The 22757-nt window shown below is 51.8% G+C and carries 25 protein-coding genes; 16 read left to right on the top strand and 9 right to left on the bottom strand.

Annotation, left to right across the window (positions count from 1 at the left end; genetic code table 11):
• Nucleotides 1-47 precede the first annotated feature (47 nt).
• From QCD60_RS20455 to arsC, 3 genes are read right to left on the bottom strand one after another with little or no spacing between them, the layout of a single operon-like run.
• The gene (locus tag QCD60_RS20455) at nt 48-380 is read right to left on the bottom strand and encodes a DUF2069 domain-containing protein (protein ID WP_279788078.1); all 333 of its coding nucleotides are present in this window, start codon (nt 378-380) and stop codon (nt 48-50) included.
• 31 nt (nt 381-411) lie between these two features.
• Nucleotides 412-1017, bottom strand: a complete 606-nt coding sequence (gene wrbA / locus QCD60_RS20460) for an NAD(P)H:quinone oxidoreductase (protein WP_279791039.1) — start codon at nt 1015-1017, stop codon at nt 412-414.
• Nucleotides 1017-1370, bottom strand: coding sequence for an arsenate reductase (glutaredoxin) (arsC, locus tag QCD60_RS20465; protein ID WP_279788079.1), 354 nt, complete (start codon nt 1368-1370; stop codon nt 1017-1019). The genes wrbA and arsC overlap by 1 nt, the downstream gene beginning before the upstream one ends.
• Nucleotides 1371-1531: 161 nt before the next feature.
• Between arsC and QCD60_RS20470 the strand changes: the two genes are divergently transcribed.
• Together QCD60_RS20470 and QCD60_RS20475 are read left to right on the top strand one after the other, a co-directional pair.
• Nucleotides 1532-2812, top strand: a complete 1281-nt coding sequence (locus tag QCD60_RS20470) for a YihY family inner membrane protein (protein ID WP_279788080.1) — start codon at nt 1532-1534, stop codon at nt 2810-2812.
• Complete coding sequence (locus tag QCD60_RS20475; RefSeq protein ID WP_347950239.1) at nt 2809-3087, top strand: acylphosphatase; 279 nt, start codon at nt 2809-2811, stop codon at nt 3085-3087. The genes QCD60_RS20470 and QCD60_RS20475 overlap by 4 nt, the downstream gene beginning before the upstream one ends.
• 50 nt (nt 3088-3137) lie before the next feature.
• Here the strand turns inward: QCD60_RS20475 and QCD60_RS20480 are convergent, their stop codons facing one another.
• The 4 genes from QCD60_RS20480 to QCD60_RS20495 form a co-directional block, all read right to left on the bottom strand.
• Complete coding sequence (locus QCD60_RS20480; RefSeq protein WP_279788081.1) at nt 3138-3737, bottom strand: lytic transglycosylase domain-containing protein; 600 nt, start codon at nt 3735-3737, stop codon at nt 3138-3140.
• A 29-nt stretch (nt 3738-3766) separates the two neighbouring features.
• Nucleotides 3767-5485, bottom strand: a complete 1719-nt coding sequence (locus QCD60_RS20485; protein WP_279788082.1) for a proline--tRNA ligase — start codon at nt 5483-5485, stop codon at nt 3767-3769.
• 68 nt (nt 5486-5553) lie between these two features.
• On the bottom strand, nt 5554-6063 hold the full coding sequence (locus tag QCD60_RS20490) for a GAF domain-containing protein (protein ID WP_279788083.1): 510 nt from the start codon (nt 6061-6063) through the stop codon (nt 5554-5556).
• Between the two features lie 63 nt (nt 6064-6126).
• Nucleotides 6127-6693 carry a DUF523 domain-containing protein gene (locus tag QCD60_RS20495; RefSeq protein WP_279788084.1) on the bottom strand — a complete coding sequence of 189 codons (567 nt, stop codon included), beginning with the start codon at nt 6691-6693 and terminating at the stop codon, nt 6127-6129.
• A gap of 279 nt (nt 6694-6972) precedes the next feature.
• Between QCD60_RS20495 and QCD60_RS20500 the strand changes: the two genes are divergently transcribed.
• The 9 genes from QCD60_RS20500 (at nt 6973) to QCD60_RS20540 (ending at nt 15491) form a co-directional block, all read left to right on the top strand.
• Entirely contained in the window at nt 6973-8316 is a 1344-nt protein-coding gene (locus tag QCD60_RS20500) for a Na(+)-translocating NADH-quinone reductase subunit A (protein WP_279788085.1), read from the top strand.
• 2 nt (nt 8317-8318) lie between these two features.
• Nucleotides 8319-9524: an NADH:ubiquinone reductase (Na(+)-transporting) subunit B gene (locus tag QCD60_RS20505; protein ID WP_279788086.1), complete on the top strand. Its 1206-nt coding sequence runs from the start codon at nt 8319-8321 to the stop codon at nt 9522-9524.
• A complete protein-coding gene (locus QCD60_RS20510) occupies nt 9514-10317 on the top strand; it encodes a Na(+)-translocating NADH-quinone reductase subunit C (protein WP_104157087.1) in 804 nt (267 codons plus the stop codon). Before QCD60_RS20505 ends, QCD60_RS20510 begins: the two co-directional genes overlap by 11 nt.
• Nucleotides 10318-10319: 2 nt before the next feature.
• Nucleotides 10320-10991, top strand: a complete 672-nt coding sequence (locus QCD60_RS20515) for an NADH:ubiquinone reductase (Na(+)-transporting) subunit D (RefSeq protein WP_207780267.1) — start codon at nt 10320-10322, stop codon at nt 10989-10991.
• A complete protein-coding gene (gene nqrE, locus QCD60_RS20520) occupies nt 10991-11599 on the top strand; it encodes an NADH:ubiquinone reductase (Na(+)-transporting) subunit E (protein WP_104157085.1) in 609 nt (202 codons plus the stop codon). Before QCD60_RS20515 ends, nqrE begins: the two co-directional genes overlap by 1 nt.
• Nucleotides 11600-11630: 31 nt before the next feature.
• The gene (gene nqrF / locus QCD60_RS20525; RefSeq protein WP_279788087.1) at nt 11631-12860 is read left to right on the top strand and encodes an NADH:ubiquinone reductase (Na(+)-transporting) subunit F; all 1230 of its coding nucleotides are present in this window, start codon (nt 11631-11633) and stop codon (nt 12858-12860) included.
• Nucleotides 12861-13093: 233 nt separating this feature from the next.
• A complete protein-coding gene (gene nqrM, locus QCD60_RS20530) occupies nt 13094-13348 on the top strand; it encodes a (Na+)-NQR maturation NqrM (protein WP_347950240.1) in 255 nt (84 codons plus the stop codon).
• 107 nt (nt 13349-13455) lie between these two features.
• Nucleotides 13456-14862, top strand: a complete 1407-nt coding sequence (gene sthA / locus QCD60_RS20535) for a Si-specific NAD(P)(+) transhydrogenase (RefSeq protein ID WP_279788088.1) — start codon at nt 13456-13458, stop codon at nt 14860-14862.
• Between the two features lie 104 nt (nt 14863-14966).
• A complete protein-coding gene (locus tag QCD60_RS20540; protein WP_279788089.1) occupies nt 14967-15491 on the top strand; it encodes a pyridoxamine 5'-phosphate oxidase family protein in 525 nt (174 codons plus the stop codon).
• Between the two features lie 48 nt (nt 15492-15539).
• On the opposite strand, the gene QCD60_RS20545 is transcribed toward QCD60_RS20540, so the two are convergent.
• Nucleotides 15540-16451, bottom strand: a complete 912-nt coding sequence (locus QCD60_RS20545) for a DNA replication terminus site-binding protein (RefSeq protein ID WP_279788090.1) — start codon at nt 16449-16451, stop codon at nt 15540-15542.
• An 81-nt stretch (nt 16452-16532) separates the two neighbouring features.
• Here QCD60_RS20545 and QCD60_RS20550 point away from each other — a divergent pair, with 81 nt between their 5' ends.
• Nucleotides 16533-17774, top strand: a complete 1242-nt coding sequence (locus QCD60_RS20550) for a lipoprotein-releasing ABC transporter permease subunit (protein ID WP_279788091.1) — start codon at nt 16533-16535, stop codon at nt 17772-17774.
• Nucleotides 17767-18459: a lipoprotein-releasing ABC transporter ATP-binding protein LolD gene (lolD, locus tag QCD60_RS20555; protein ID WP_279788092.1), complete on the top strand. Its 693-nt coding sequence runs from the start codon at nt 17767-17769 to the stop codon at nt 18457-18459. Before QCD60_RS20550 ends, lolD begins: the two co-directional genes overlap by 8 nt.
• Nucleotides 18460-18642: 183 nt before the next feature.
• Here the strand turns inward: lolD and QCD60_RS20560 are convergent, their stop codons facing one another.
• On the bottom strand, nt 18643-19185 hold the full coding sequence (locus QCD60_RS20560) for a DUF2062 domain-containing protein (protein WP_279788093.1): 543 nt from the start codon (nt 19183-19185) through the stop codon (nt 18643-18645).
• Between the two features lie 90 nt (nt 19186-19275).
• Between QCD60_RS20560 and QCD60_RS20565 the strand changes: the two genes are divergently transcribed.
• The 3 genes from QCD60_RS20565 to QCD60_RS20575 are packed head-to-tail and all read left to right on the top strand — an operon-like array spanning nt 19276 to nt 22757.
• Nucleotides 19276-21648 (top strand): DNA internalization-related competence protein ComEC/Rec2, encoded by a 2373-nt coding sequence (locus QCD60_RS20565; protein ID WP_279788094.1) that lies wholly within the window; start codon nt 19276-19278, stop codon nt 21646-21648.
• Between the two features lie 60 nt (nt 21649-21708).
• Complete coding sequence (locus QCD60_RS20570; protein ID WP_279788095.1) at nt 21709-22347, top strand: MotA/TolQ/ExbB proton channel family protein; 639 nt, start codon at nt 21709-21711, stop codon at nt 22345-22347.
• Complete coding sequence (locus QCD60_RS20575) at nt 22344-22757, top strand: biopolymer transporter ExbD (RefSeq protein WP_279788096.1); 414 nt, start codon at nt 22344-22346, stop codon at nt 22755-22757. The genes QCD60_RS20570 and QCD60_RS20575 overlap by 4 nt, the downstream gene beginning before the upstream one ends.

Genomic DNA, 22757 nt, shown 5'->3' on the forward strand with positions numbered 1-22757 from the left:
CGTGGCAGTGAAAGCTGGCTTGTCTGTGCGTTGCCAGAATCAGTCCTTCAGGTTTGTCTGGCTCGGGCTTGCCATCGAATAAACAGCATTGCGCTGCTAAATAGCGTGATGCACAGTCCTACCTCAATAACGCCGCTCAGCATCCTGCCGGGCGTCATCATGCTAAGTACCGCGGTCACAAAGTACAGCAGCAGTACAAAACATAGCCATGCATGAGCGCGCGACTGTCTTTTCAATATTGCTGGTGCAAATGCCATGAGCGGTACGACCTCTATACCCCATAACAACCAGCGCATATGGCTTGTGCTGGCGGGATACAGATAGAAATTCCATAGGGAGTAGTACAGAATCAGTGCCAGTAGACTGGAAAGTACACTCACACGTGCTCCTTTTAAGAGCACCATCGATCTGCTAGTCATGCTGTGTGCTTAGCGTCCTGGCTAGGTCTGCAACGCGTCTGCCCAAAGCCCGGCTGAGAGTTATTTCGTCCTCTGTGAGCTGGAGGGGCGCGCCATGTGCCGCGAAATGGCTCACTCCGTAAGGAGTGCCGCCACTACGTGTTGAGCTTAACGCGGGCTCTGTGTAGGGGATGCCGCAGAGAATCATGCCATGGTGCAATAGTGGCATCATCATGCTCAATAAGGTACTTTCCTGGCCACCATGTAAGCTGCCTGTGGAAGTAAAAGCGGCAGCGGGTTTGTTCACCAGGCTGCCGCTTAACCAGAGATCAGAAGTGGTATCGAGAAAGTGTTTGAGCGGGGCAGCCATATTGCCAAAACGGGTTGGGCTGCCAAGGATCAGTCCTGCACAGTCGCGCAGATCCTCTTTGCTGCAATAAATAGCTCCGGAGTCAGGAACTGCTGGTAAAGATGCTTCATGATCCGGTGAGACGCTGGGTACGGTACGTACGCGCACATCAATTCCAGCGACTTGTTGAATGCCGCGCGCGATTTCTTTTGCCAGTAAGGCTGTTGCACCGTTGCGGCTGAAGTAGAGCACCAGAATATATGGCTGAATCACGAAAGAATCTCCAGTACTAGCTCAGGCGGACGTCCAACGGCGGCTTTTTGGGGGCCAATAAGGATGGGGCGTTGCAGCAAGCGTGGGTGGTCAGCAATTGCCTTTAATATTGCTTCTTCTGTCAGAGCGTTGTTGGCAAGGCCGAGTGAGCTATATTCTTCTTCGCCGGTCCGCAATAGATTGCGAGCGCTGGTATCTAGTTTGCTCAAAACAGTTTTAAGTTCTTCAATGCTCAACGGATGCTTCAGGTATTCACGCACTTCCATGTCGATGCCTTTGTCCGTCAGTAGCTGTAGGGTCTCCCGGGACTTTGAACAGCGTGGGTTATGCAGCAGGGTATAGGCAGTCATAGATGCTCCTTGGTCGGCAAATGCCTGTTATTGTAGGGGGGGCGTAAACTGAATGCCAAAAGATGGTTTGGTTCTTATTGCTCTTGGTTGAGGGGGTAATCATTACTGCTGTAAGGCTATCCTCGAAATTGAGACGCGAAGATGAGTTGTAGGGGATATCGATGAGGCAGATACCGGCTGCACCCAAATGGCGTTTGTACTGGCACTTTGTTCGATATGTGCTGCAGCGGTTTTCAGATGGGCAAGGCTTTCTCAACGTGTCTGCTTTGACCTATACAACACTATTTGCCGTTGTTCCGGTCACTATGGTGATTTACTCCATGCTGTCGGTGCTGCCTGCATTTCAGGGAGTTACCTTGCAGTTACAGGACTTTGTTTTTTCTCATTTTCTTCCCAGTAGCAGTAGAGCAGTGCAGCAGTACCTGGCGGGGTTTACCGAGCAGGCCAGAAAGCTGACGGCTGTAGGGGTGGCTTTTCTGGTGGTGACGGCCTATCTGATGCTGCGTACGATCGAGCAGGCTTTTAACCGGATATGGGGAGTCAATAAATCTCGATCAGGGTTGTCGAGCTTTTTATTGTACTGGGCGGTCCTCAGCCTTGGTCCGCTATTACTGGGCGCTGCCTTTGTGATCAGCTCTTATCTGGCGACTTTGCCATTGCTAAGTGATGTCGGCTTGGTGGGCGGGAGCCGAATCCTGCTTGTCTTGCCCATGTTGCTTAGTATCTTGGCATTTACCATGTTGTACTGGGCCGTGCCCAATTGCCCTGTTCCCATCAGGCATGCTTTCTATGGAGGTTTACTGGCGGCGGTCCTGTTCAATGGCGCTAAGGCTGGATTCACCCTTTACGTCACCCGCTTCCCCTCCTATCAGCTGATCTACGGTGCCTTTGCGGCAATCCCACTGTTCCTGTTCTGGATCTATATATCTTGGTTCGTCATCATCTTGGGGGCCTTTTGGGTCAGAGCTGTCGCCACTTTCGGGCATCGAGAGCCTCATGCGCCAGGCGATATGACTTACTACGCTTTCGCTTTATTAAATGTGTTGTGGCAGCGGCAGCGTGTGGGAAAAGTCAGTGCGGAAGCTGAGATTCAGTCTGCTCTGGCAATGTCTTCAGAACAGTTGGAGCAGTTACTGAGTGCTTTGCGAAAAGCAATGATTGTCACTAGGCATGAAACAGGAGGTTGGCTGCTTTTGAGGGATATTCATGAGCTGACGATTTTTGAAGTAGTGCGATGCATGCCACATATGCCGCAGCCCTGTGAACTGGGGCGAGATTTGCCTCAGTGGGGCGTGCTGTTGCGAGAGCAGCTGCTGCATGTTGAGGGGTATAGCGAACAGGCGCTTTCCATGAGCGTTAGCGAATTACTGAATATAGCTGATCAGCATATCTCGCAAGATATGAATGGGACGTCGGAAAGCGGAAAGAGAAATTCATCATGATGGCATTACATGCTTTTGTGGATGGTCGAGTTCAGGGTGTGTGGTTCAGGCAGTCGACACGCGAGCAGGCTGAAAGTCAACGGTTGCAAGGCTGGGTGAGAAATCTGGCGGATGGGCGGGTCGAAGTGTGGCTGCAGGGGGAGGCTATTGCAGTGCATCATGTTGAAACCTGGCTGTATTCGGGTCCAGAGCTTGCGGTGGTGACGGAAGTGATTGTTGAGGAGGTCAGTCCTGACCTTTCACTCAATGGATTTGATGTATTGGATGGGGCTTAAGTTGTCTGTGATGGGTTGGTCTTTTGCTGTTCAGATGATGTTTGCGTCTGTCAGTAGAAGGAGTAGCTGCTCCACCATTGATAGACCAGTCGTGGGTAGTCGCTTGAACCCAGGCTGCCATTGTAGCGGGCTAATGCCCGGTCAAGATTTCCTGATTCCTTATCCAGATAATGTCGCAGTACGGCGCAGCCAAACATGAGGTTGGTGCTGTCATCCAGCAGGTTATCTTCCTGACTGCCGATTTCTTTTCGCCAGAATGGCATCACCTGCATCAGTCCAATGGCTCCCGCTCGTGAAATGGCAAAGCGATCGAAGCGGCTTTCTACATGCACTACGGCAAGTACCAGATCTGGTGAAAGGTTGTAGTGTGATGCGCTACTTAACACCTTGCTGAGGAAGGCGTCAGTGTCCTGATTCATCAGGCGTTGGTGGTAGGGTTGTAGGCGCTCATGCTGAAATACCAGCCACACCTGGCGGAAGTAAGGGTCGTGAAATTTGGCATCATATCCGAGCGGAGGTACGGCGGAATAACCGATATTCGGCCACAGCAAAATGATGGTCAGCAAGATGCGGCTGAGTCGTTGCTGGCGTATATCGTTAATGAAGCATATAGAGAGCCGAGGGCGGTGGCCAGGTTTAAGATCAAACATGGCCAGAGTCCGCCAACGGTATATATGGCTTAAACAGCAGTTTGCGCTTTCAGCCATTCAAGGATTTCAGCAACGGGAATATCGCGGCTGGTTTCATCACGACGAGCCTTGTATTCCAGTGTGCCATTCTGCAGGCCGCGATCGCTGATGACGACACGGTGAGGAATGCCGATCAACTCCATATCGGCAAACTTCACTCCGGGGCGTTCTTTGCGATCATCAAGCAATACGTCGTAACCGACTTGCTTCAACTGGGCATACAGTTCTTCGCTCTTCTGTGCAACCTGCTCAGAACGATCCGCGTTCAGAGGAATAACTGCTACCTGGAATGGTGCAAGGCTCTCCGGCCACAGAATGCCTTTGCTGTCATAGTTTTGTTCAATTGCAGCAGCTACCACCCGGGTGACGCCGATGCCATAGCAACCCATCTCAACAACCTGAGCCTTGCCATTTTCATCAAGTACAGTGGCGTTCATTTCTTTACTGTATTTGTTGCCGAGCTGGAAGATATGCCCGACTTCAATACCGCGGCGGATTACCAGCTTGCCCTTGCCATCGGGGCTGGCATCACCTTCGACAATATTACGCAGATCAGCGACTTCAGGTGTGGGCAGGTCTCGTTCCCAGTTAATGCCGAAGTAGTGTTTACCTTCGATATTTGCGCCTGCGCCAAAGTCAGACATGGCTGCGACCGTTCGATCAATGATGACAGGGATGGGAAGATTGACCGGGCCAAGTGAGCCGGGGCCTGCAGGCATGAAGCCGCGAATTTCTTCTTCGGTAGCAAAGCGCAGAGGTGTGGCAACCTGGGGTAACTTTTCTGCCTTGATCTCGTTCAGTTCGTGATCGCCACGTACCATCAGGGCAACGAAGTCGGCATCGCATTCTTCACTGGCAGCGACGAACAGAGTCTTGACGGTCTTCTCGATGGCCAGGCCAAATTTTTCCACCAGATCGGCGATGGTCTTGGTGTTGGGGGTGTCGACCAGACGCATCTCTTCGCTGGCTGGGGCGCGCTCACCAGCGGGTGCCAATGCTTCGGCCATTTCGATGTTGGCGGCAAAGTCACTGCTGTCGGAAAACGCGATCAGGTCCTCGCCTGAGTTTGCCAGTACATGGAACTCCATAGAGCGATTGCCGCCGATGGAACCCGAGTCAGCCTGCACAGGGCGATAGTTCAGCCCGAGCCGATCAAAAATGTTGCAGTATGCGCTGTACATCACCATGTACCCTTCTTCCAGACTCTGGGGAGTCAGGTGGAAGGAGTAAGCATCCTTCATGATGAATTCACGACCACGCATCACGCCAAAACGAGGGCGGATTTCATCGCGGAATTTGGTCTGAATCTGGTACAGGTTGATTGGCAGTTGCTTATAGGAGCTGATCTCGCGACGGAACAGATCAGTCACCACTTCTTCGTGAGTCGGGCCAAGGCAGAAAGAGCGATCGTGACGGTCTTTCAGGCGCAGAAGCTCTGGGCCGTACTGTTCCCAGCGGCCAGACTCTTCCCATAGTTCAGCAGGTTGTACGCCGGGCATCAGGATTTCCTGCGCGCCAGCTTTGTCCATCTCTTCTCTGACAATGCGTTCCACTTTACGCAGGGTGCGCAAGCCCAGTGGCAGCCATGTATACATGCCAGACGCCAGCTTACGGATAAAGCCTGCACGCAGCATCAGCTGATGGCTGATAACTTCGGCATCGGAAGGGGTTTCTTTCAGGGTGGCGATCAGCAGTTGACTCGCTCGCATGTTGTACGCTCGTCTCGACTAACGAATGAAAGGGCCATTCTATGGAGTGCTATGAATGGGAGCAAGAATCAGGCCTGAAATTGCCATTTCCAGTCGGTTTGAGTGATCAGGCACTGGCATAGTGCGTTGATTCCTTTAACGTCCTCTTCGTCAAAGCGATCGGGTGATGGGCTGTCCAGGTCCAGAACGCCAATCAGTCTATCTTCTAAATAAAGGGGAATGACCAGTTCTGAGCGTGATGCTGCGTCGCAGGCAATGTGTCCAGGAAAGGCATGCACGTCAGCAATGCATTGAATTTCGCGTGTTCGTGCTGCTGCACCGCACACGCCTTTGCTGAAAGGAATGGTGACGCAGGCGATCTTGCCCTGGAAGGGGCCCAGTATCAGCGTTTCCGGTGCTGCCGCAAGATAGAAACCTGCCCAGTTGAGGTCTGGCAGAAGATTGAATAATAACGCTGAGAACTGAGACAGATTCACGATCATGTCGCGGCTGTCGCTGAGCAGGCCCCGGCACTGGGGAAGTAGATCAGCATACATTTCAGCCTTGGGTTGGCTGACATCGGCGTTGAGTGTGTACATAGATAACTCACGTGAAAGGCGAGGGGCCGGGGCGTGTCATTTTGCCCTGGTATTTCGCGAGCATTATAACTTATTCAAATTGCCGGGTGGGGCGTTTGGCGAAGCCGAGTCTGAGATCAACTCGTTGAGTGACGACTGATCCAGTTGATTCAATAGCGTATTGGCCTCTGCAAGCTGAAGTTCGTTGAATACCTGGATGCCCGCCTGTTGAAGCACCGCGGCGGTCAGGCCGATGCCACCAATCAGCGTTCCGGTAAAAGAGCCGTCGTAAATAAAATCAGTCCCGCATGACGGGCTTTTTGATTTCAGTACAGCGATTTTGATGTTGTGGCGTTGTGCAATCTGAAGCGCATACTGAGCGCCTTTGTAAAATTCTCTATATACGTCAGTGCCCTGGTTATCGAGCAATCTGACTGGCCTGCCGATGAGTGCGTTGTGGCCATCTCCTTTTATCCACTCGGCAGGAAATCGAGGGATGGGCAGGCCACCTGCAACTTCAGGGCAGCAGCTGATTAGCCGGTTTTGCTGCTGCCATTCTTGCCAGATGGGATGCTGTTGTGTGCACGCCTGACCATCATAACGGACGGCTTCTCCATAAAGGCAAGCACTTACCAAAATTCGCTCTGCCATCTGCAACTCCAGCAATGAATTGTCTAAATTCGAATCAGATAGTTGAAAATACAGCAAAAAACAGCAAGTCGATCTGGGCAACTTTGTAGAAAAATAGCTAATGCCTATTTATACTTAGCAAGTTTTTCGGTGGGTAAACCCCGTTACCTGATGCCTATGCTGCGTGCCTATTACTAATAAAACAGGGCGTGGCAGGGTGTTTGCTGTCGTTCAGTTCCTGGGTGCGGCAACAGTAGCGAGGAATACCTGGTCTAATCAAGCTTGTGATTGGGTGAGGCGATGATCAAGATCAGTCGTGGTCTGGATCTGCCTATTGCCGGCGAGCCCGTACAGAAGATAGAGGCAGCTCTTTCTGCTCGTACGGTGGCACTGGTGGGTTCCGACTATCACGGAATGAAACCTACCATGGCCGTCCGGGAAGGCGATCAGGTCAAACTTGGCCAGGTGTTGTTTTCTGATAAGAAAACACCAGGCGTTCATTACACCGCTCCTGCTTCGGGAGTCGTGAAAGAAATCAATCGTGGTGAAAAGCGCGTTTTCCAGTCTTTGGTGATCGAAGTTGCCAAGGATGAAAGCGATGCCATCACTTTCAATAGTTACACTGCTGAGCAACTGGCGGGATTGGATCGACAGCAGGTTATTTCCAACCTTGTTGACTCTGGCCTCTGGACTGCACTGCGTACACGTCCCTACAGTAAGGTACCATCTCCTGAATCTGCTCCCATTGCAGTGTTTGTAACTGCAATCGATACCAGCCCACTGGCTGCAGATCCACAAGTCGTTATTGCTGAGCATGCTGATGACTTCGTCAGAGGGCAAGTGATTCTGTCCAAGCTGACCGATGGCAAACTCTATGTATGTAAAGCTCCCGGAGCCAATGTTCCTGCTGCTTCTCAGGCGACGGTGGAAGAGTTCGGCGGGATGCATCCTGCTGGTAACCCCGGCACCCACATCCATTTCCTAGATCCTGTTGGGCCAAATCGTGCTGCCTGGTATATCGGTTATCAGGACGTGATTGCTGTTGGTAAGCTATTTACCACCGGTAAATTGTGGGTAGAGCGTGTGGTTGCCGTTGCCGGACCGCAGGCTAAATCACCGCGTTTGTTGCGTACTCGTTTGGGCGCCAGCGTTGCTGAACTGTGCCAGAACGAACAGAAGTCTGGTGACAACCGTCTGATCTCTGGCTCAGTGTTCAGTGGTCGTACCTGTCGCGGTGTTAACAGTTATCTGGGTCGTTACCACACCCTGATCAGCATTCTGCTGGAAGGTAAAGCACGCGACTTCATGGGCTGGATTACTTTGGGTGGTGAGCGTTACTCATTGCTGAACGTACTGTCTTCGGCTTTTAGTCGTTCACGTAAGCTGAGTCTGACGACGACGACCAATGGTTCAGAGCGTGCCATGGTGCCGGTGGGCCAGTTCGAAGAAGTGATGCCTCTGGATATCCTGCCAACCCAGTTGTTGCGTGCGCTGGTCGTCGGCGATATCGATACTGCCATCAAGTTGGGCTGTCTGGAGCTGGATGAAGAAGACCTGGCACTTTGTACCTTTGCCTGTACCGGCAAGTATGAGTACGGTCCCATTCTGCGTGACAACCTGACCCGCATTGAGCTAGAGGGGTAGTCATGAGCTTGCGCAATGTATTGGATAAAATGGAGCCCCACTTCCATAAAGGTGGCAAGTATGAAAAGTGGTATGCGCTTTACGAAGCGGTCGATACCATTTTTTACACTCCTGGTCAGGTAACCAAGAGCAACGCTCACGTTCGTGACGTTATCGACCTCAAACGCATGATGATCATGGTCTGGTTGTGCACCTTCCCGGCTATGTTCTACGGCATGTATAACGTTGGTAATCAGGCTCTGACCGCCATAGCGGGCGGCGCTACTCTGCCTGCAAACTGGCATGGGGCGCTGATCAGTGTCTTGTCTGGCCTGAGTGTCGACAGTACATGGGACTGCTTCATTTACGGTGCCGTCTACTTTATTCCCGTTTATGCCGTGACCTTTATTGTCGGCGGCTTCTGGGAGGTCCTGTTCGCCATGAAGCGTGGTCATGAAGTGAACGAAGGGTTCTTCGTGACTTCCGTGCTGTTCGCTCTGACGCTGCCTCCCACTGTGCCTCTCTGGCAGGTTGCACTGGGCATCAGCTTCGGTGTGGTTGTGGCCAAGGAAGTGTTCGGTGGTACCGGTAAGAACTTCCTGAACCCTGCGCTCGCTGGGCGTGCCTTCCTGTTCTTCGCCTATCCCGCACAGATGTCGGGTGATGCAATCTGGACTGCGGTGGATGGGTTCTCTGGTGCCACACCCCTGAGCTTGGCGGCTGCGGGTGGTGTTCAGGCCATTACTGATGCCGGTATTACCTGGGGTAACGCTTTCATCGGGCACATTCAGGGTTCCATGGGTGAAGTCAGTACACTGGCTATCCTGATCGGCGGCGTGTTCATCATGTACGCCAAAATTGCCGCATGGCGTATCGTTGCGGGTGTCTTCATCGGTATGACCGCTATGGCGACACTGTTTAACCTGATCGGCTCCGATACCAATCCAATGTTCGCGGTACCTTTCTACTGGCATCTGGTCCTCGGTGGTTTTGCCTTCGGTATGATTTTCATGGCTACCGACCCTGTGTCTGCCTCCATGACCAATACCGGCAAGTGGTTCTTCGGCGCTCTGATTGGTGTGATGTGTGTGCTGATCCGAGTAGTTAACCCGGCGTTCCCTGAGGGCATGATGCTGGCCATCCTGTTCGGCAATCTGTTTGCGCCGCTGATCGACTACTTCGTCGTACAGGCGAATATCAAACGGAGGGTTCTACGCAATGGCTGCTAATAAAGAGAGCGTCAAATACACCGTCTTTATCTCGCTGGTGTTGTGTATTGTCTGCTCCGTGGTGGTATCTGCTGCTGCCGTGTTTCTTAAGCCGGTGCAGCAGGTAAACAAGTCGCTGGAAAAGAAAGCAAATATTCTTGCTGCTGCTGGTATCAAGGCTGAGCCAGGTCAGGATGTGAACAAGCTGTTTGATCAGGTCATCATCACCAAGGTAGTCGATCTGGAAACTGGCAAGTACACCGATGCTGTTAATCCTGCTACCTATGATCAGCGTAAAGCTTCCAAGGATCCTCAGATGTCAGTTGCTTTGACCCAGCAACAAGATATCGCCAGTATCAAGCGTGTTGCAAAGTATGCGACTGTTTATCTGGTAGAAAAGGACAGTAAGCTGGAAACCATCGTTCTGCCTGTGAAAGGCTATGGACTCTGGTCAACGCTTTACGGCTTCGTTGCTCTTAAAGGTGACCTGAATACTGTTGTAGGTATGGGATTCTATGAGCAGGGTGAAACCCCCGGACTGGGTGGTGAAGTGGATAATCCTGCCTGGAAAGGCTTGTGGCCTGGAAAGCAGATTTTTGCCGACGGTGATCTGCAGCAGGCAAACATGCCGGAGCCTAAAATTCATCTGATCAAAGGCAAGGTTGATCGCAGTGCTCCTAATGCTGCCCACGAAGTGGATGGCCTGTCAGGTGCAACTCTTACCAGCAATGGTGTCACTCACCTGATGCAGTTCTGGTTTGGTCAGAGTGGCTTCGGTCCCTTCCTTAAAAACCTGCGTGCAGGGGAGGCCTGATCATGTCTGGAATGAATGCTGAAGTTAAAGAAGTTCTAGCGAAGCCGATCTTTCGCAATAACCCGATTGCGTTGCAGATCCTGGGCATCTGTTCAGCACTAGCGGTCACTTCGAATCTGAAAGTGACTATCGTCATGTGCCTGGCGTTAACCAGTGTAACGGCGTTTTCCAACCTGTTCGTATCAATGATCCGTAACTACATCCCTAACAGCATTCGTATGATTGCGCAGATGGTAGTTATTGCTTCACTGGTCATCGTGGTGGATCAGATACTGCGTGCATATGCCTACGAAATCAGTAAACAGCTGTCTGTTTTCGTTGGTCTTATCATTACCAACTGTATCGTGATGGGGCGTGCAGAAGCCTACGCCATGAAAAACCCACCGATGATGTCTTTCCTTGATGGTATCGGTAACGGTCTGGGCTATAGTGCCATGCTGTTGTCTGTAGGCTTTATTCGTGAGTTGTTTGGGTCGGGTAGTCTGTTTGGCTTTGAGATACTGCCACTGGTCACCAATGGTGGCTGGTATCAGAGCAATGGTCTGCTGCTGCTTCCTCCATCAGCATTCTTTGTTATTGGTATGCTGATCTGGGCACTGCGTACCTGGAAGAAAGACCAGGTTGAGGCGGCCGAATTCAAGCTGGCACCCAACTCCAAGAAGGAGGCCATCTGATGGAGCACTACATTAGCTTGCTGGTTCGTGCCGTATTCGTCGAGAACATGGCACTGTCGTTCTTCCTCGGTATGTGTACCTTCCTGGCGATCTCGAAGAAGATTCAGACTGCTATTGGTCTGGGTGTTGCGGTAACAGTGGTTCTTGCAATCACCACGCCGGTAAACAATCTGCTTTATCGCTATGTACTTGCAGATGGTGCCTTGTCATGGGCAGGCATGCCCAATGTTGATCTGAGCTTCCTGGGTTTGATCAGCTATATCGGTGTTATCGCCGCTATCGTGCAGATTCTGGAAATGTTCCTCGATAAGTATGTGCCGTCGCTGTATAACGCCCTGGGCGTGTTCCTGCCTTTGATCGCAGTAAACTGTGCCATCATGGGGGCGGCGCTGTTTATGGTCGAGCGTGACTATAACTTTGGGGAAAGTGTGGTGTATGGCATTGGCGCCGGTCTTGGCTGGGCGCTGGCTATTGCTGCACTGGCTGGTATCCGTGAGAAGCTGAAGTACAGCGATGTGCCGGGTGGCCTGCGTGGTTTGGGGATTACCTTTATCACTGCTGGTCTGATGGCGCTGGGCTTCATGTCCTTCTCTGGCGTACAACTGTAATCCCTGTAGGTTCATAGAAGGAAAGGTGAGCATGAATAACCCAATCGTACTGGGCGTGGTCATGTTCACCGTCATCGTGTTAACACTGGTGGCGGTGATTCTCTACGCCCGTAAAATGCTGGTTTCGACCGGTGATGTGACCATCGATATTAACGATGATCCATCAAAGCGTATTACGGTACCTGCAGGTGGCAAGTTGTTGCAGACTCTGGCTGGCAAAGGCATTTTCCTGTCGTCAGCCTGTGGTGGTGGTGGTACCTGCGCACAGTGTAAATGTCAGGTTCATGATGGCGGTGGCTCTATTCTTCCAACCGAGGAAGGTCACTTTACCAAAGGGCAGATTCGTGAAGGTTTCCGTCTTGCCTGCCAGGTAGCCGTCAAACAAGACATGAAAATCGAAGTGGAGGAGTCGTTCTTTGGCGTTAAGAAGTGGGAGTGTACTGTTGCTTCCAACCCTAACGTTGCGACCTTCATCAAAGAGCTGACTTTGCAGTTGCCAGAAGGTGAGTCTGTGGACTTCCGTGCTGGTGGTTATGTGCAGCTTGAAGCTCCTCCTCATGTAGTGAAGTACGGAGATTTCGATATCCCCGAGCGTTTCCAGGAAGACTGGGTGAAGTTTGGCCTGTTTAAGCTTGAGTCTCGTGTGGACGAGCCCGTCATTCGTGCTTACTCCATGGCCAACTATCCCGAAGAGAAGGGGATTGTTAAGTTCAATATTCGCGTGGCTACACCGCCACCCCGTAATATGGAACTGCCTCCTGGTAAGATGTCATCTTACGTATTCAGCCTTAAGCCGGGTGACAAGATCACTGTCTACGGACCCTTTGGCGAGTTCTTTGCCAGAGATACTGATGCTGAGATGGTGTTCATCGGTGGTGGTGCAGGCATGGCTCCCATGCGTTCACACATTTTCGACCAGCTGAAGCGTCTGAAGTCCAAGAGAAAGATTACCTTCTGGTATGGTGCCCGTTCATTGCGTGAAACCTTCTACATGGACGAGTACGACATGCTGCAGTCGGAGAATGATAACTTCTCCTGGCATCTGGCATTATCTGACCCGCTGCCTGAAGATAACTGGACTGGATATACTGGCTTTATCCATAACGTGTTGTACGAGAACTATCTGAAGAATCACGAAGCGCCTGAAGATTGCGAGTTCTACATGTGTGGACCGCCCATGATGAACGCAGCAGTAATCAAGATGCTTGAGGATTTAGGTGTAGAGCGCTCAAATATCATGCTGGATGATTTCGGCGGCTGATTGGGTGTACGGCATCTGCTGATATATCGGTACAAGAAAGGCTGGCTGGGGTAACCCACCAGCCTTTTGTATTTATTGTTATCATGTCTGGCTAACGCTATGGGTATTCGCAGGGGTAAGGAATTGCCGTGCAGGCGTCGCGAAATGAACCTATCAGGTGATAGAATAGCGGCCGAAATATTTAGCCAGCTCCTTCAGTATGAGGGCTTTAACCTGATTCAAATCAGGAGGTAATGATGAAAGTAATGCTGTTAACCTTCGTAATTCTGCTCATCATGGTGGCAGGTATGGCCATTGGTGTAATCATGGGGCGTAAGCCGCTCAAGGGGTCTTGCGGTGGTATGAGTGCTCTGGGTATGGACACGGCGTGTGATATTTGCGGTGGTAATCAGGAAATCTGCGACAGTGAACAGCAGAAGAAGAGTGCTGATGGTGCCAAAGCTTCATCAGAAAGCGATTTGGCCTACAACGCGGCATCAGCCAAGTAAGCGAATGCCTATGTTCAGGCTCATGGACAGCCTGTAAAAAATAAGTTCAGGGTAGTGGGTTCTAACGAGCCGTGATTGCGCAGCGAAATAAGAGTTAGGGGAAGCGAATGGCAGTTTATCAGTACGATGTAGTAGTAGTCGGTACAGGACCAGCGGGTGAAAGTGCTGCGTTGAATGCTGCCAAGAAGGGTAAGCGGGTAGCCGTAGTGGAAAGCAGAGGCGTGGTCGGCGGAAACTGTACCCACATGGGTACTATTCCTTCCAAGGCGTTGCGTCACGCGGTCAAGCAGATCATTGAGTTCAACACCAACCCCATGTTCCGAGACATCGGTGAGCCGCGCTGGTTTTCATTTCCCCGGGTGTTGAAGCGCGCTGAACAGGTTATTGCTAAACAGGTGCAGATGCGCACCAACTTCTATGCGCGTAATCGTATAGACGTATTCTTCGGTAGTGCACGTTTTCAGGATGCCAATACCGTTCAGGTGAAAGGGAATGCAGGCAAGGGTGACGAGGTACTGCAAGCTGACAGTTTCGTGCTGGCGACTGGCTCGCGCCCGTTCTGCCCGGATGACATCGACTTCCGTCATCCACGCATCTATAACAGTGACTCGATTCTGAAGTTAAGCCATACCCCAAGGACTATCATCATTTACGGTGCTGGGGTTATCGGTTGTGAATATGCATCGATATTCAGTGGCCTAGGGGTCAAAGTCGACCTTATCGATACTCGTGATCGTTTGCTGTCTTTCCTTGACTACCAAATCTCTGATGCTCTCAGCTATCACCTGCGCAATAATGGCGTAGTCATTCGTCACAGCGAGCAGTACTCCAGCGTCAAAGGCTCGGATACCGGCGTCGTTATGACCCTCAAATCCGGTAAGAAAATCCGCGCAGATGCCTTCCTCTGGTGTAATGGCCGTACTGGCAACACTGACGATATGGGTCTGGAAGATATTGGGCTGCAGCCGAATAGCCGCGGGCAGGTGGAGGTGGACGAGCACTATCGCACCACGGTTCCCGGAATTTATGCCGTAGGTGACGTGATTGGCTGGCCAAGTCTGGCGTCGGCTGCATATGATCAAGGCCGCTCAGCGACGTCAGATATGCTCAACGCTCTGGACTTCCGCTATATCAATGAGGTTCCTACGGGTATCTATACCATTCCGGAAATCAGTTCTGTTGGTAAAACGGAAGAGGAGCTGACTGCGGCAAAGATTCCTTATGAAGTTGGGCAGGCATTCTTCAAGGACACTGCACGCGCGCAGATTACCGGTGAGCAGGTGGGTATGGTGAAGATTCTGTTCCATCGCGAGACACTGGCCCTCTTGGGTATTCACTGCTTTGGTGACCAGGCGTCAGAGATCGTGCATATCGGTCAGGCTATTATGCGTCAGGAAGGTGAGGCAAATACGCTGGAGTATTTCGTTAATACCACTTTCAACTATCCGACTATGGCGGAAGCCTATCGGGTGGCAGCCATGAATGGTCTGAACCGTATCTTCAACATCAGCTGATGTGCCGCGGATTGCAAGACTGAGTAGAGAGAAAGGAGAGCATGGCTCTCCTTTCTTTTTAGAGGTAACACTAGCTGAATGCATCTCTGTATGTGGAGTGGATTATGGATGAGCAGGAACAGCAACTTTTACGGATCTATGACCAGCAGCTGGCCTTCAGGCAGCAATGTCGCTGTTTAATGATGGCGACTCAGGATCAACAGGGATGGCCGGAAGTCAGTTATACGCCCTACGTCGAAGATGATGAGGGTTTTCTCTATATCTATATCAGCGAACTGGCAGCACATACGCGCAACCTGCTGAATGCGAGCCCTCTTAGTGTCATGTTTATTGAGGATGAGTCTCAGGCGAAGGTCATTCATGCGCGCGAGCGTCTCTCCTTTCGTGTATCGGTAACCGAAGTACAGCGTGATGCGGTGCTATGGTCAGATATTCAGCAGCGACTGTCCGCTCGATTCGGTGAAGTTGCCCTCATGCTTAAAGATTTGCAGGATTTTCACATGTTTCAGCTGGCGCCGATTGAGGGCGTTTATGTTCGCGGTTTCGCTAAGGCCTATCGTATTTATCGCCAGGGTATTGAGCATATTCGCGATATCGGGCACCGGCCAGTGTCTGAAGTGCTGCGCTAATCAAGGCTCCAGACCCAGGGCCTTAGCCGTCAGAAAAGAATAAATCAATTAAGAACCCTGTCGCTGCTTGTAGAGATAACCTCGAATGCTTGGCAAGAAAGGATGATCCTCAATCTGGGCGTCATTTCTGGGTGATCGAGTACGTTTGCTGCTCGGGGGCGCTGGAGGGCATTTGTACAAAGGAGGCTGCTCTCCCTCGGCTAAGGGAAAAAACAGCGGAAGGGCGACATTCATGGCCTTACGGAAGTCGCCTTGCTCTGCCATTTTGAACACCAGATTGGCACGTAGTAGAGGAGCCTGTGATTGTACTTGAGCAATAGCGGTATCGCTGCCCAGATGGCCAAGCAGATTGAGCTGCGTCTGGATATGTGGGCTGCTGGTATCAAATTGGCACAGCAGTTTGTGGGCGTCTGCAGGGCTGAGTTTCTTGATGCTGCGGCCGTTGTTGTACCAACTGTAAGATACCTTGTCCGGCTTTGGGTGTAACACAGGGATGGTTCGGTAACATTGTTTCAGGTGCAGGCGCGCCAGTCCGTGGTGATTTAAAAGATGGGCAATTGCTGGATGACGTTGCTCTACCGCCTGTCGGAATCCAGCCAGAGACTGGTCATTCTCTTCCATCAATTTATTGATGGCCTGTTTGAAAGCCAGTTTCGCGTGGTTGACCTGCCTTGCTTGCTTTAATAGTGCTTCAGATGCGCCTACCAGTCCGATTAAATTGCGCGTCCGGCGCCCGTCCTGGCCATCTTTATGCCAAAGATCAAATAACTGGGATTTTAAGAGTGTACGGGCAGCACTTTCATCTGCCGTCGGTGTATCAAGCCAAATCCAGATCATCTGTTGTGGGTCGTCAATCAGCTTACTGAGCGTATGCAACTCAAGCAGCAGTTGCTTAAAAACCTGGATGCACGCAAAGGCAGGTGGGCTTAATTCGGTGCTGGTTATATCATTGACGGTCATGTTGTTTCTGGCTCCCGGGCCCGATTGACTTGTCTCAGGGCTTTGCCCAGACTAGCGCCTGCACTGGTGCAGGAGCAACACATGGTCAAATCTTGGGCGTCTTGGATAGGGTTGCGGTATACCCGTGCCAAGCGAAGAAATCACTTCATATCCTTCATATCAGCGGTTTCTATGCTGGGCCTCACTCTCGGGGTGATGGTGCTTATTACCGTTCTTTCCGTGATGAACGGGTTTGATCGGGAGATGCGTGAGCGGGTGCTGGGAATGGTGCCACATGGTGAAATCCTGGGTTATCCGGTCATGCAAAACTGGCGAGATGTAGAAAAGGCGGTCATTGGCAAACCGGGTGTGCTGGGTGTAGCTCCTTTTGTGCAGGCTGAAGGCATGCTGAATTTCGAGGGGCGAACCAATGGTGTGTTTCTGCAGGGGATCCTGCCTGAGCAGGAGCCAAAAGTATCAATAATTAAAGATCACATTACCCAAGGTAGCCTGGATGCACTGCAGCCAGGTAGCTACGGTATTATTCTCGGTGATCTGCTGGCTCAGTTTATTGGGGCGCGAGTGGGTGACAAGGTCACGCTGATACTGCCCGAAGCAACGGCGACCATGGGCGGCGTCTTTCCTCGCATGAAACGCTTTGAAGTTGTCGGGACTTTCTCCACTGGTGCGCAGCTGGATGCCAATCTGGCCCTGATCAATATCGAAGATGCAGCCAAAGTTAAGAAACTTGGGGATGGTGTTGACGGTGTTCGTGTCAAGTTTGATGATCTGTTCACTGCACCACAACGGATCAGGGAGATAGCCTCCGCACTACCCGGGATGTATCGCGTCAGCGATTGGACCCGTACCCAGGGCAATCTTTTCCAAGCCATCAAGATGGAAAAAACCATCATGGGGTTGCTGCTGTCACTGGTTGTAGCCGTTGCCGCTTTCAACATTGTATCGACGCTTGTCATGGTAGTGACCGACAAAACGGCCGATATTGCCATCTTGCGTACGCTGGGAGCGACGCCTGGTGACATCATGAAGATCTTTATGGTTCAGGGTTCGGTCATCGGTGTGGTGGGTACAGCATCCGGGGCCATATTAGGCGTCATTCTCGCTTTCACCGTAACGGATCTGGTCAACTGGATTCAGCGCGTGTTCAATGTGCAGTTCCTTGATCCCAATGTGTACTTCATCAGCTACTTACCATCGGATCCGCAACTACAGGATGTAGTATCGGTGTGTGCGCTATCTTTGGCTGTGAGTTTTGTTGCCACTATTTATCCAGCCTGGCGTGCGTCCAGAACTCAGCCTGCGGAGGCATTGCGCTATGAGTAATAAGGAAGTGGTGTTATCTGCTCAGGGGTTGAGCAAGAGCTATGAGGAAGGTGAGCGTAAGCTGCAGATCCTGGACAATATCAATTTCAGTATTGTGCCGGGTGAGAGTGTGGCGATTGTCGGGAGTTCTGGTTCGGGTAAGTCAACATTACTTAACCTGCTGGGTGGGTTGGATATTACCGACAGCGGTAAGGTGCTGTTGAAAGGGCAATCCTTCGCTGATCTGTCGGAAGCGAATAGAGGTCGTTGGCGTAATCGTCACCTCGGTTTTGTTTATCAGTTTCATCATCTGTTAGCAGAGTTTACTGCGCAGGAGAATGTGCAGATCCCGTTACTGATTGCCGGTGTTAAGAAATCAGAGGCGCAGCAACGGGCCTCTGCCATGTTAGCTCGGGTGGGATTGGCGAAGCGGGAGTCTCACAAGCCATCTGAATTATCAGGAGGAGAGCGTCAGCGAGTAGCGATTGCACGTGCGTTAGTGACGCAACCAGCTTGTGTACTGATGGATGAGCCGACAGGTAACCTTGATCGGCATACTGCAGAGAGTGTTCAGGAGCTGATTTTTGAACTTAACAGGACCCTGGCCACGGCTTTTGTGATTGTAACTCACGACTTGTCATTAGCTGACAAGCTGCACCGCCAGTACAATCTGGTTGATGGTCATCTCACTGAACGTATGGCTTAACTGCAACAGTATCCATATGCCTGTTCTGCCATGTTGGTTAGCAATGTGGCAGAACAGGGTGCGAGCAATAAGGTGTCACGTTGAAGGGCGGGCGCCAGGTTGAGCGTGTTCTCCAATGCCATCCTTTCACAGCCCTATCCATCTTATTGCACAGTCCTGTTGAACCCGTTGGATTCAGTATTATCAGGATCTGTGCTGTTGCTCCCGTGCTGCCTTGCGTTTGGCTATGCGTGCGGCCCAGTTTCGACGCACTGACCACTGCCAGAAGCCCTGCATCAGCAGATAGGATAAACAGCCGAAGACGATGCCGCAGGTCAAGGAGCCAGCAAGTAAGGGTTCCCAGATATTCTTCAGGCTTGAGCCTAGTCCTGAAGTCAGTGCGCTAAAGGAAAAGTGCACTGGCTCCATATTAAGCATCCAGGCACCAACGCGATAACAGAAGTAGAAGACGGGAGGCATGGTAACGGGGTTGGTCAGCCACACCAGTGCTACGCTCAGTGGCATGTTACTTCTGCAAAGAATAGAAAATACTGCAGCTACCACCATCTGGAATGGCATAGGTAGAAAAGCACAGAAAATACCCACGAAGCATGCTCTGGACACTGATCCTCGGGTCAAATGCCAGATATTGGGGCCATCAAGCAGTTCGCCGAGCCAGCGCAGGGAACGATGCTTCTTTAGCTCTGCAGGTTGGGGTATAAAGCGTTTCAGTAATTTACGAGGCATGGACTGTTTCGCTGAAGGGCAGGCTCAAGCGGCGCTATTATGCGCCTTACAGGAAGAAATGCCAATTATACATGGATGAGTGACAGGCAGATGACTGGCCGGATGGCGTTGGGTTTTGTTGTTGGCGCGGTAGGGGTTTATGCCTTGCCGGTGTTGCCTTCGTTGCTGTGGCTGATAGCGCTGTTGTTAGTCACGCTGATGCTGGCCTTCATTTCCAGGTGGTACCTCGCTCGTCAACTCAACGCTTTCAAGGTACTGCTGGTTTTCTCTGCTGTCAGTACGGGAACATTGTGGACGAGCTTTTACTGGCAGGTGTGCCACCCATTTCCCGGTCCACGGTTGTTCGAGCAGCGTTTAGACTTGCAAGTGGTGGTGCTAGATTTACCAGAGTCATCGAGCTATGGTCAACGAGTCTGGGCAAAGGTGGTCGTTGCATCACTTTCCCGTCCTGCAGGCCTTGCTTCTCAGGATCACTCTTCTCCTGATCTGTCTGCTGAACTATCTGCGCTGACGTCCAGTCGTGCGCTTCTATATTTACCTTCCGAGTTGTCGTCACCAGTTGCTGCAGGGCAAATATGGTCACTGCATCAAGTAAAAGTCAAGCCACTGCACGGTAATGCCAGTTCGGGCGCCTTTGATTTTGAGCGCTGGGCCTATGCCCATGGATTGAGCTTCATCGGCACTACTCGTGACAAAGGCAGGTTGTTAGGTCAGGAAGCGGGCTGGCAGGCGTGGCGTAATGAATTTGCCGAGCAGTGGCGAGCAATGCTACCGGATACAAGTGGCAGTGCCATTATTCGAGCCTTGCTGATGGCTGACCGGAGAGGTCTGAGTGATGATGACTGGTCCTTGCTGCAGCAAACGGGACTGGCGCATCTGGTCGCCGTCAGTGGATTGCATATCGGGCTGGCTTTTCTACTGGGTGGATTGCTGGGGCAGGGAGTGGGCCGGTCGTTACAGTGGTTGGGGTTGCTCTATAATCGATGGCCACTGGTCTACATAATGGGGCTTGCAGTGGCGGCAGCCTATGCCACGCTGTCGGGATGGGGGCTTCCGGCTCAGCGTGCATTCTTTATGCTGGTTGTCTGGGTGTGCGGCGGCTGGCGTGCCATACCTGTATCAGGCTGGTTGCGACTGTTGTATGCCCTGACGGGGATCATACTGTTGTGGCCGGGTGCGCCTATGGGAGCGGACTTTTGGTTGTCGTCCATGGCGGTAGCGACCTTGCTCTGGTTGCTGCAGCCGGCTCGGCCACAGCACAAATTCTGGCAGCAGTGGCTGGGAGTGCAGCTGGCGCTCAGTTTCCTCATGTTGCCCATGGTAATGGCGAACTTTGCCATTTTGAGTTTTGCCTCACCCTTGCTGAATCTGTTAATCGTCCCCGTCGTCAGCACGTTGCTGGTTCCGCCGCTGTTATTGTTGGCTGTCGCTAGTCTGGTTTCTTTGCATTGGGTAGAGAAAACAGCTGGTTATCTGAGTGATGTGCTGACGACGCTCTGGCTGTTACTTAAAAATCTCTTCGATGCATATCCGCTTTATCTGCCCTGGCATCCAGGTGACGTATCCATTCTTGGGCCAGGAGTTGCCATGGTTGCCAGCATCTGGTTGCTTGGAGCCAAAGCTTTGCCGGGTAAACGCTGGGTCTGGTTGGCATGGTTACCCTTGGTCTTTCCTCAATATGAGCAGTTGGGAGCGGGGGAGTGGCGTTTAGTAGCGCTGGATGTTGGACAGGGTACTGCCGTTGTCCTTCAAACAAAACGTCATACCTTGCTGTATGATACTGGCCCTGCGTATGGCGACTTCGTGGTTGCGCCGCGTGTTATACAGCCCTATTTGCAAGGTGCCGGACTTGAGCCTGACAGGATATTAGTGAGTCATGATGATCGTGATCACAGTGGTGGTGCGGTCTATCTTCATGCTTTATATCCTGCCGCACAGTGGACTGTTGGTCAGTTACAGTCCGTCGACTGGCAGGCTGAGCAATGTGTTGATAAGACCTGGCAGTGGGATGGCGTAACCTTTCGCCAGTTGCAGTTACCTGTCGTAGCACAGCGTGATGACAACAGTGCCTCCTGTGTGCTGCATGTTCAGGGGACTCATCATTCAGCACTATTACTGGGTGATTTGGACCAGCGTGCTGAGCAAAGGCTGATGGAGCTTACCAACAATGAGCTACAGGCCTCGTTACTGGTGGCCTCGCATCATGGCAGCCGAACCGGCTCGTCGGAGTCAATGCTGGATGTGACTCGGCCTGTGGCCGCCATTTTTACCGCAGGCTACCGGAATCATTTTGGCCACCCGCATGTCGAAACCCTTCGTCGGTTTCAATCGCGCGCCATCGCAACCTATAATACCGGCGTCGATGGCAGTGTGACTGCTGATAGCCGCGCAGATGAGCCGCTTCGCATTACAGGTTATCGAGAGACTGACGCTCGGCTTTGGTGGCAGTGGGCGCCAAGGTAACGTCAGGTATTGGGAATATTTGGTCAAAGCTGACCGCTTGATTTCAGCTGGGAGAACAAAGTGCTGGATTTGCTGATTGCCGGAGGGTGGACCATGGTCCCTCTGTTGTTGTGTTCGGTTGTTGCGCTGGCAATTTGCATTGAACGACTGTGGACGCTGCGGCCTTCCCGCATAGCACCGGCACATCTTCTCAGTGAAGTTTGGGATGCCGTCAGTCAACATCGGCTCGATAACACCAGATTGCAGCAAATTCGTAAAAGCAGTCCACTGGGAGCGATTATGGCGGCTGGTTTGCTGAATGCGCGTCATGGACGGGACATCATGAAGGAAAGCATAGAAGAGTCGGCCAGTCAGGTCATCCATGAACTGGAGCGATACCTGAGTACCCTTGGCAGCATTGCCGCTATATCACCGTTGTTAGGTCTACTTGGCACCGTGTTGGGGATGATCAAAGTCTTTACCGAAATTTCCCATGCGGGAACGGGAAACACGGCCCTGCTGGCCGGAGGTATCTCTGAGGCTTTGCTGACTACCGTAACCGGCCTGGTCATTGCCATACCTGCAGTGTTTTTACATCGCATGCTGCAGCGCCGTGTCGATACCTTGGTCGTCGATATGGAAGGTCAGGCAATCAAGCTCGTAGAAATGCTGCATGGTGATCGTGAGCACGAGCAAGCTACGGAGCTTGCCAAAGTATGAAGTTCCGCCGTCAGAATCGGGAAGAGGTGAGCATCAATCTGACACCTTTGATCGATGTGGTATTTTTGCTACTGATCTTTTTTATGGTCTCCACCACCTTTCAGAAGGACAGGCCGCTGCAGCTCACTCTGCCGTCATCTTCGGCGACTATAGAAGAAGCACCGGTGCAGTCGATAGAGGTCAGTATCAGTGCTGACGGCCAGATAGCAGTCAATGATGCGGTACTGGCAGATGCTCAGCTTGTTACGGTCAAGCATGCTATCGAAGTGGCAGGTAAAGGAGATACCTCTCTACCCTTGCTGATCAGTGCCGATGCCAGTACACCCCATCAGTTTGTAGTGCGCGCCATGGATGCAGCAGGGCAGGCGGGCTATGTGCATATTCGTATCCTGACGAGTGAGGGTGAGTAA

The sequence above is a fragment of the Pokkaliibacter sp. MBI-7 genome (genome assembly GCF_029846635.1).
Lineage (GTDB): Bacteria > Pseudomonadota > Gammaproteobacteria > Pseudomonadales > Balneatricaceae > Pokkaliibacter.

What these genes read in the sequence shown, in the direction of transcription:
- arsC (WP_279788079.1), bottom strand. Translation starts at nt 1,370, where the DNA reads ATGACTGCCTATACCCTGCTGCATAACCCACGCTGTTCAAAGTCCCGG.
- QCD60_RS20470 (WP_279788080.1), top strand. Translation starts at nt 1,532, where the DNA reads ATGAGGCAGATACCGGCTGCACCCAAATGGCGTTTGTACTGGCACTTT.
- QCD60_RS20475 (WP_347950239.1), top strand. Translation starts at nt 2,809, where the DNA reads ATGATGGCATTACATGCTTTTGTGGATGGTCGAGTTCAGGGTGTGTGG.
- QCD60_RS20480 (WP_279788081.1), bottom strand. Translation starts at nt 3,737, where the DNA reads ATGTTTGATCTTAAACCTGGCCACCGCCCTCGGCTCTCTATATGCTTC.
- QCD60_RS20485 (WP_279788082.1), bottom strand. Translation starts at nt 5,485, where the DNA reads ATGCGAGCGAGTCAACTGCTGATCGCCACCCTGAAAGAAACCCCTTCC.
- QCD60_RS20490 (WP_279788083.1), bottom strand. Translation starts at nt 6,063, where the DNA reads ATGTACACACTCAACGCCGATGTCAGCCAACCCAAGGCTGAAATGTAT.
- QCD60_RS20495 (WP_279788084.1), bottom strand. Translation starts at nt 6,693, where the DNA reads ATGGCAGAGCGAATTTTGGTAAGTGCTTGCCTTTATGGAGAAGCCGTC.
- QCD60_RS20500 (WP_279788085.1), top strand. Translation starts at nt 6,973, where the DNA reads ATGATCAAGATCAGTCGTGGTCTGGATCTGCCTATTGCCGGCGAGCCC.
- QCD60_RS20505 (WP_279788086.1), top strand. Translation starts at nt 8,319, where the DNA reads ATGAGCTTGCGCAATGTATTGGATAAAATGGAGCCCCACTTCCATAAA.
- QCD60_RS20510 (WP_104157087.1), top strand. Translation starts at nt 9,514, where the DNA reads ATGGCTGCTAATAAAGAGAGCGTCAAATACACCGTCTTTATCTCGCTG.
- QCD60_RS20515 (WP_207780267.1), top strand. Translation starts at nt 10,320, where the DNA reads ATGTCTGGAATGAATGCTGAAGTTAAAGAAGTTCTAGCGAAGCCGATC.
- nqrE (WP_104157085.1), top strand. Translation starts at nt 10,991, where the DNA reads ATGGAGCACTACATTAGCTTGCTGGTTCGTGCCGTATTCGTCGAGAAC.
- nqrF (WP_279788087.1), top strand. Translation starts at nt 11,631, where the DNA reads ATGAATAACCCAATCGTACTGGGCGTGGTCATGTTCACCGTCATCGTG.
- nqrM (WP_347950240.1), top strand. Translation starts at nt 13,094, where the DNA reads ATGATGAAAGTAATGCTGTTAACCTTCGTAATTCTGCTCATCATGGTG.
- sthA (WP_279788088.1), top strand. Translation starts at nt 13,456, where the DNA reads ATGGCAGTTTATCAGTACGATGTAGTAGTAGTCGGTACAGGACCAGCG.
- QCD60_RS20540 (WP_279788089.1), top strand. Translation starts at nt 14,967, where the DNA reads ATGGATGAGCAGGAACAGCAACTTTTACGGATCTATGACCAGCAGCTG.
- QCD60_RS20545 (WP_279788090.1), bottom strand. Translation starts at nt 16,451, where the DNA reads ATGACCGTCAATGATATAACCAGCACCGAATTAAGCCCACCTGCCTTT.
- QCD60_RS20550 (WP_279788091.1), top strand. Translation starts at nt 16,533, where the DNA reads ATGGTCAAATCTTGGGCGTCTTGGATAGGGTTGCGGTATACCCGTGCC.
- lolD (WP_279788092.1), top strand. Translation starts at nt 17,767, where the DNA reads ATGAGTAATAAGGAAGTGGTGTTATCTGCTCAGGGGTTGAGCAAGAGC.
- QCD60_RS20560 (WP_279788093.1), bottom strand. Translation starts at nt 19,185, where the DNA reads ATGCCTCGTAAATTACTGAAACGCTTTATACCCCAACCTGCAGAGCTA.
- QCD60_RS20565 (WP_279788094.1), top strand. Translation starts at nt 19,276, where the DNA reads ATGACTGGCCGGATGGCGTTGGGTTTTGTTGTTGGCGCGGTAGGGGTT.
- QCD60_RS20575 (WP_279788096.1), top strand. Translation starts at nt 22,344, where the DNA reads ATGAAGTTCCGCCGTCAGAATCGGGAAGAGGTGAGCATCAATCTGACA.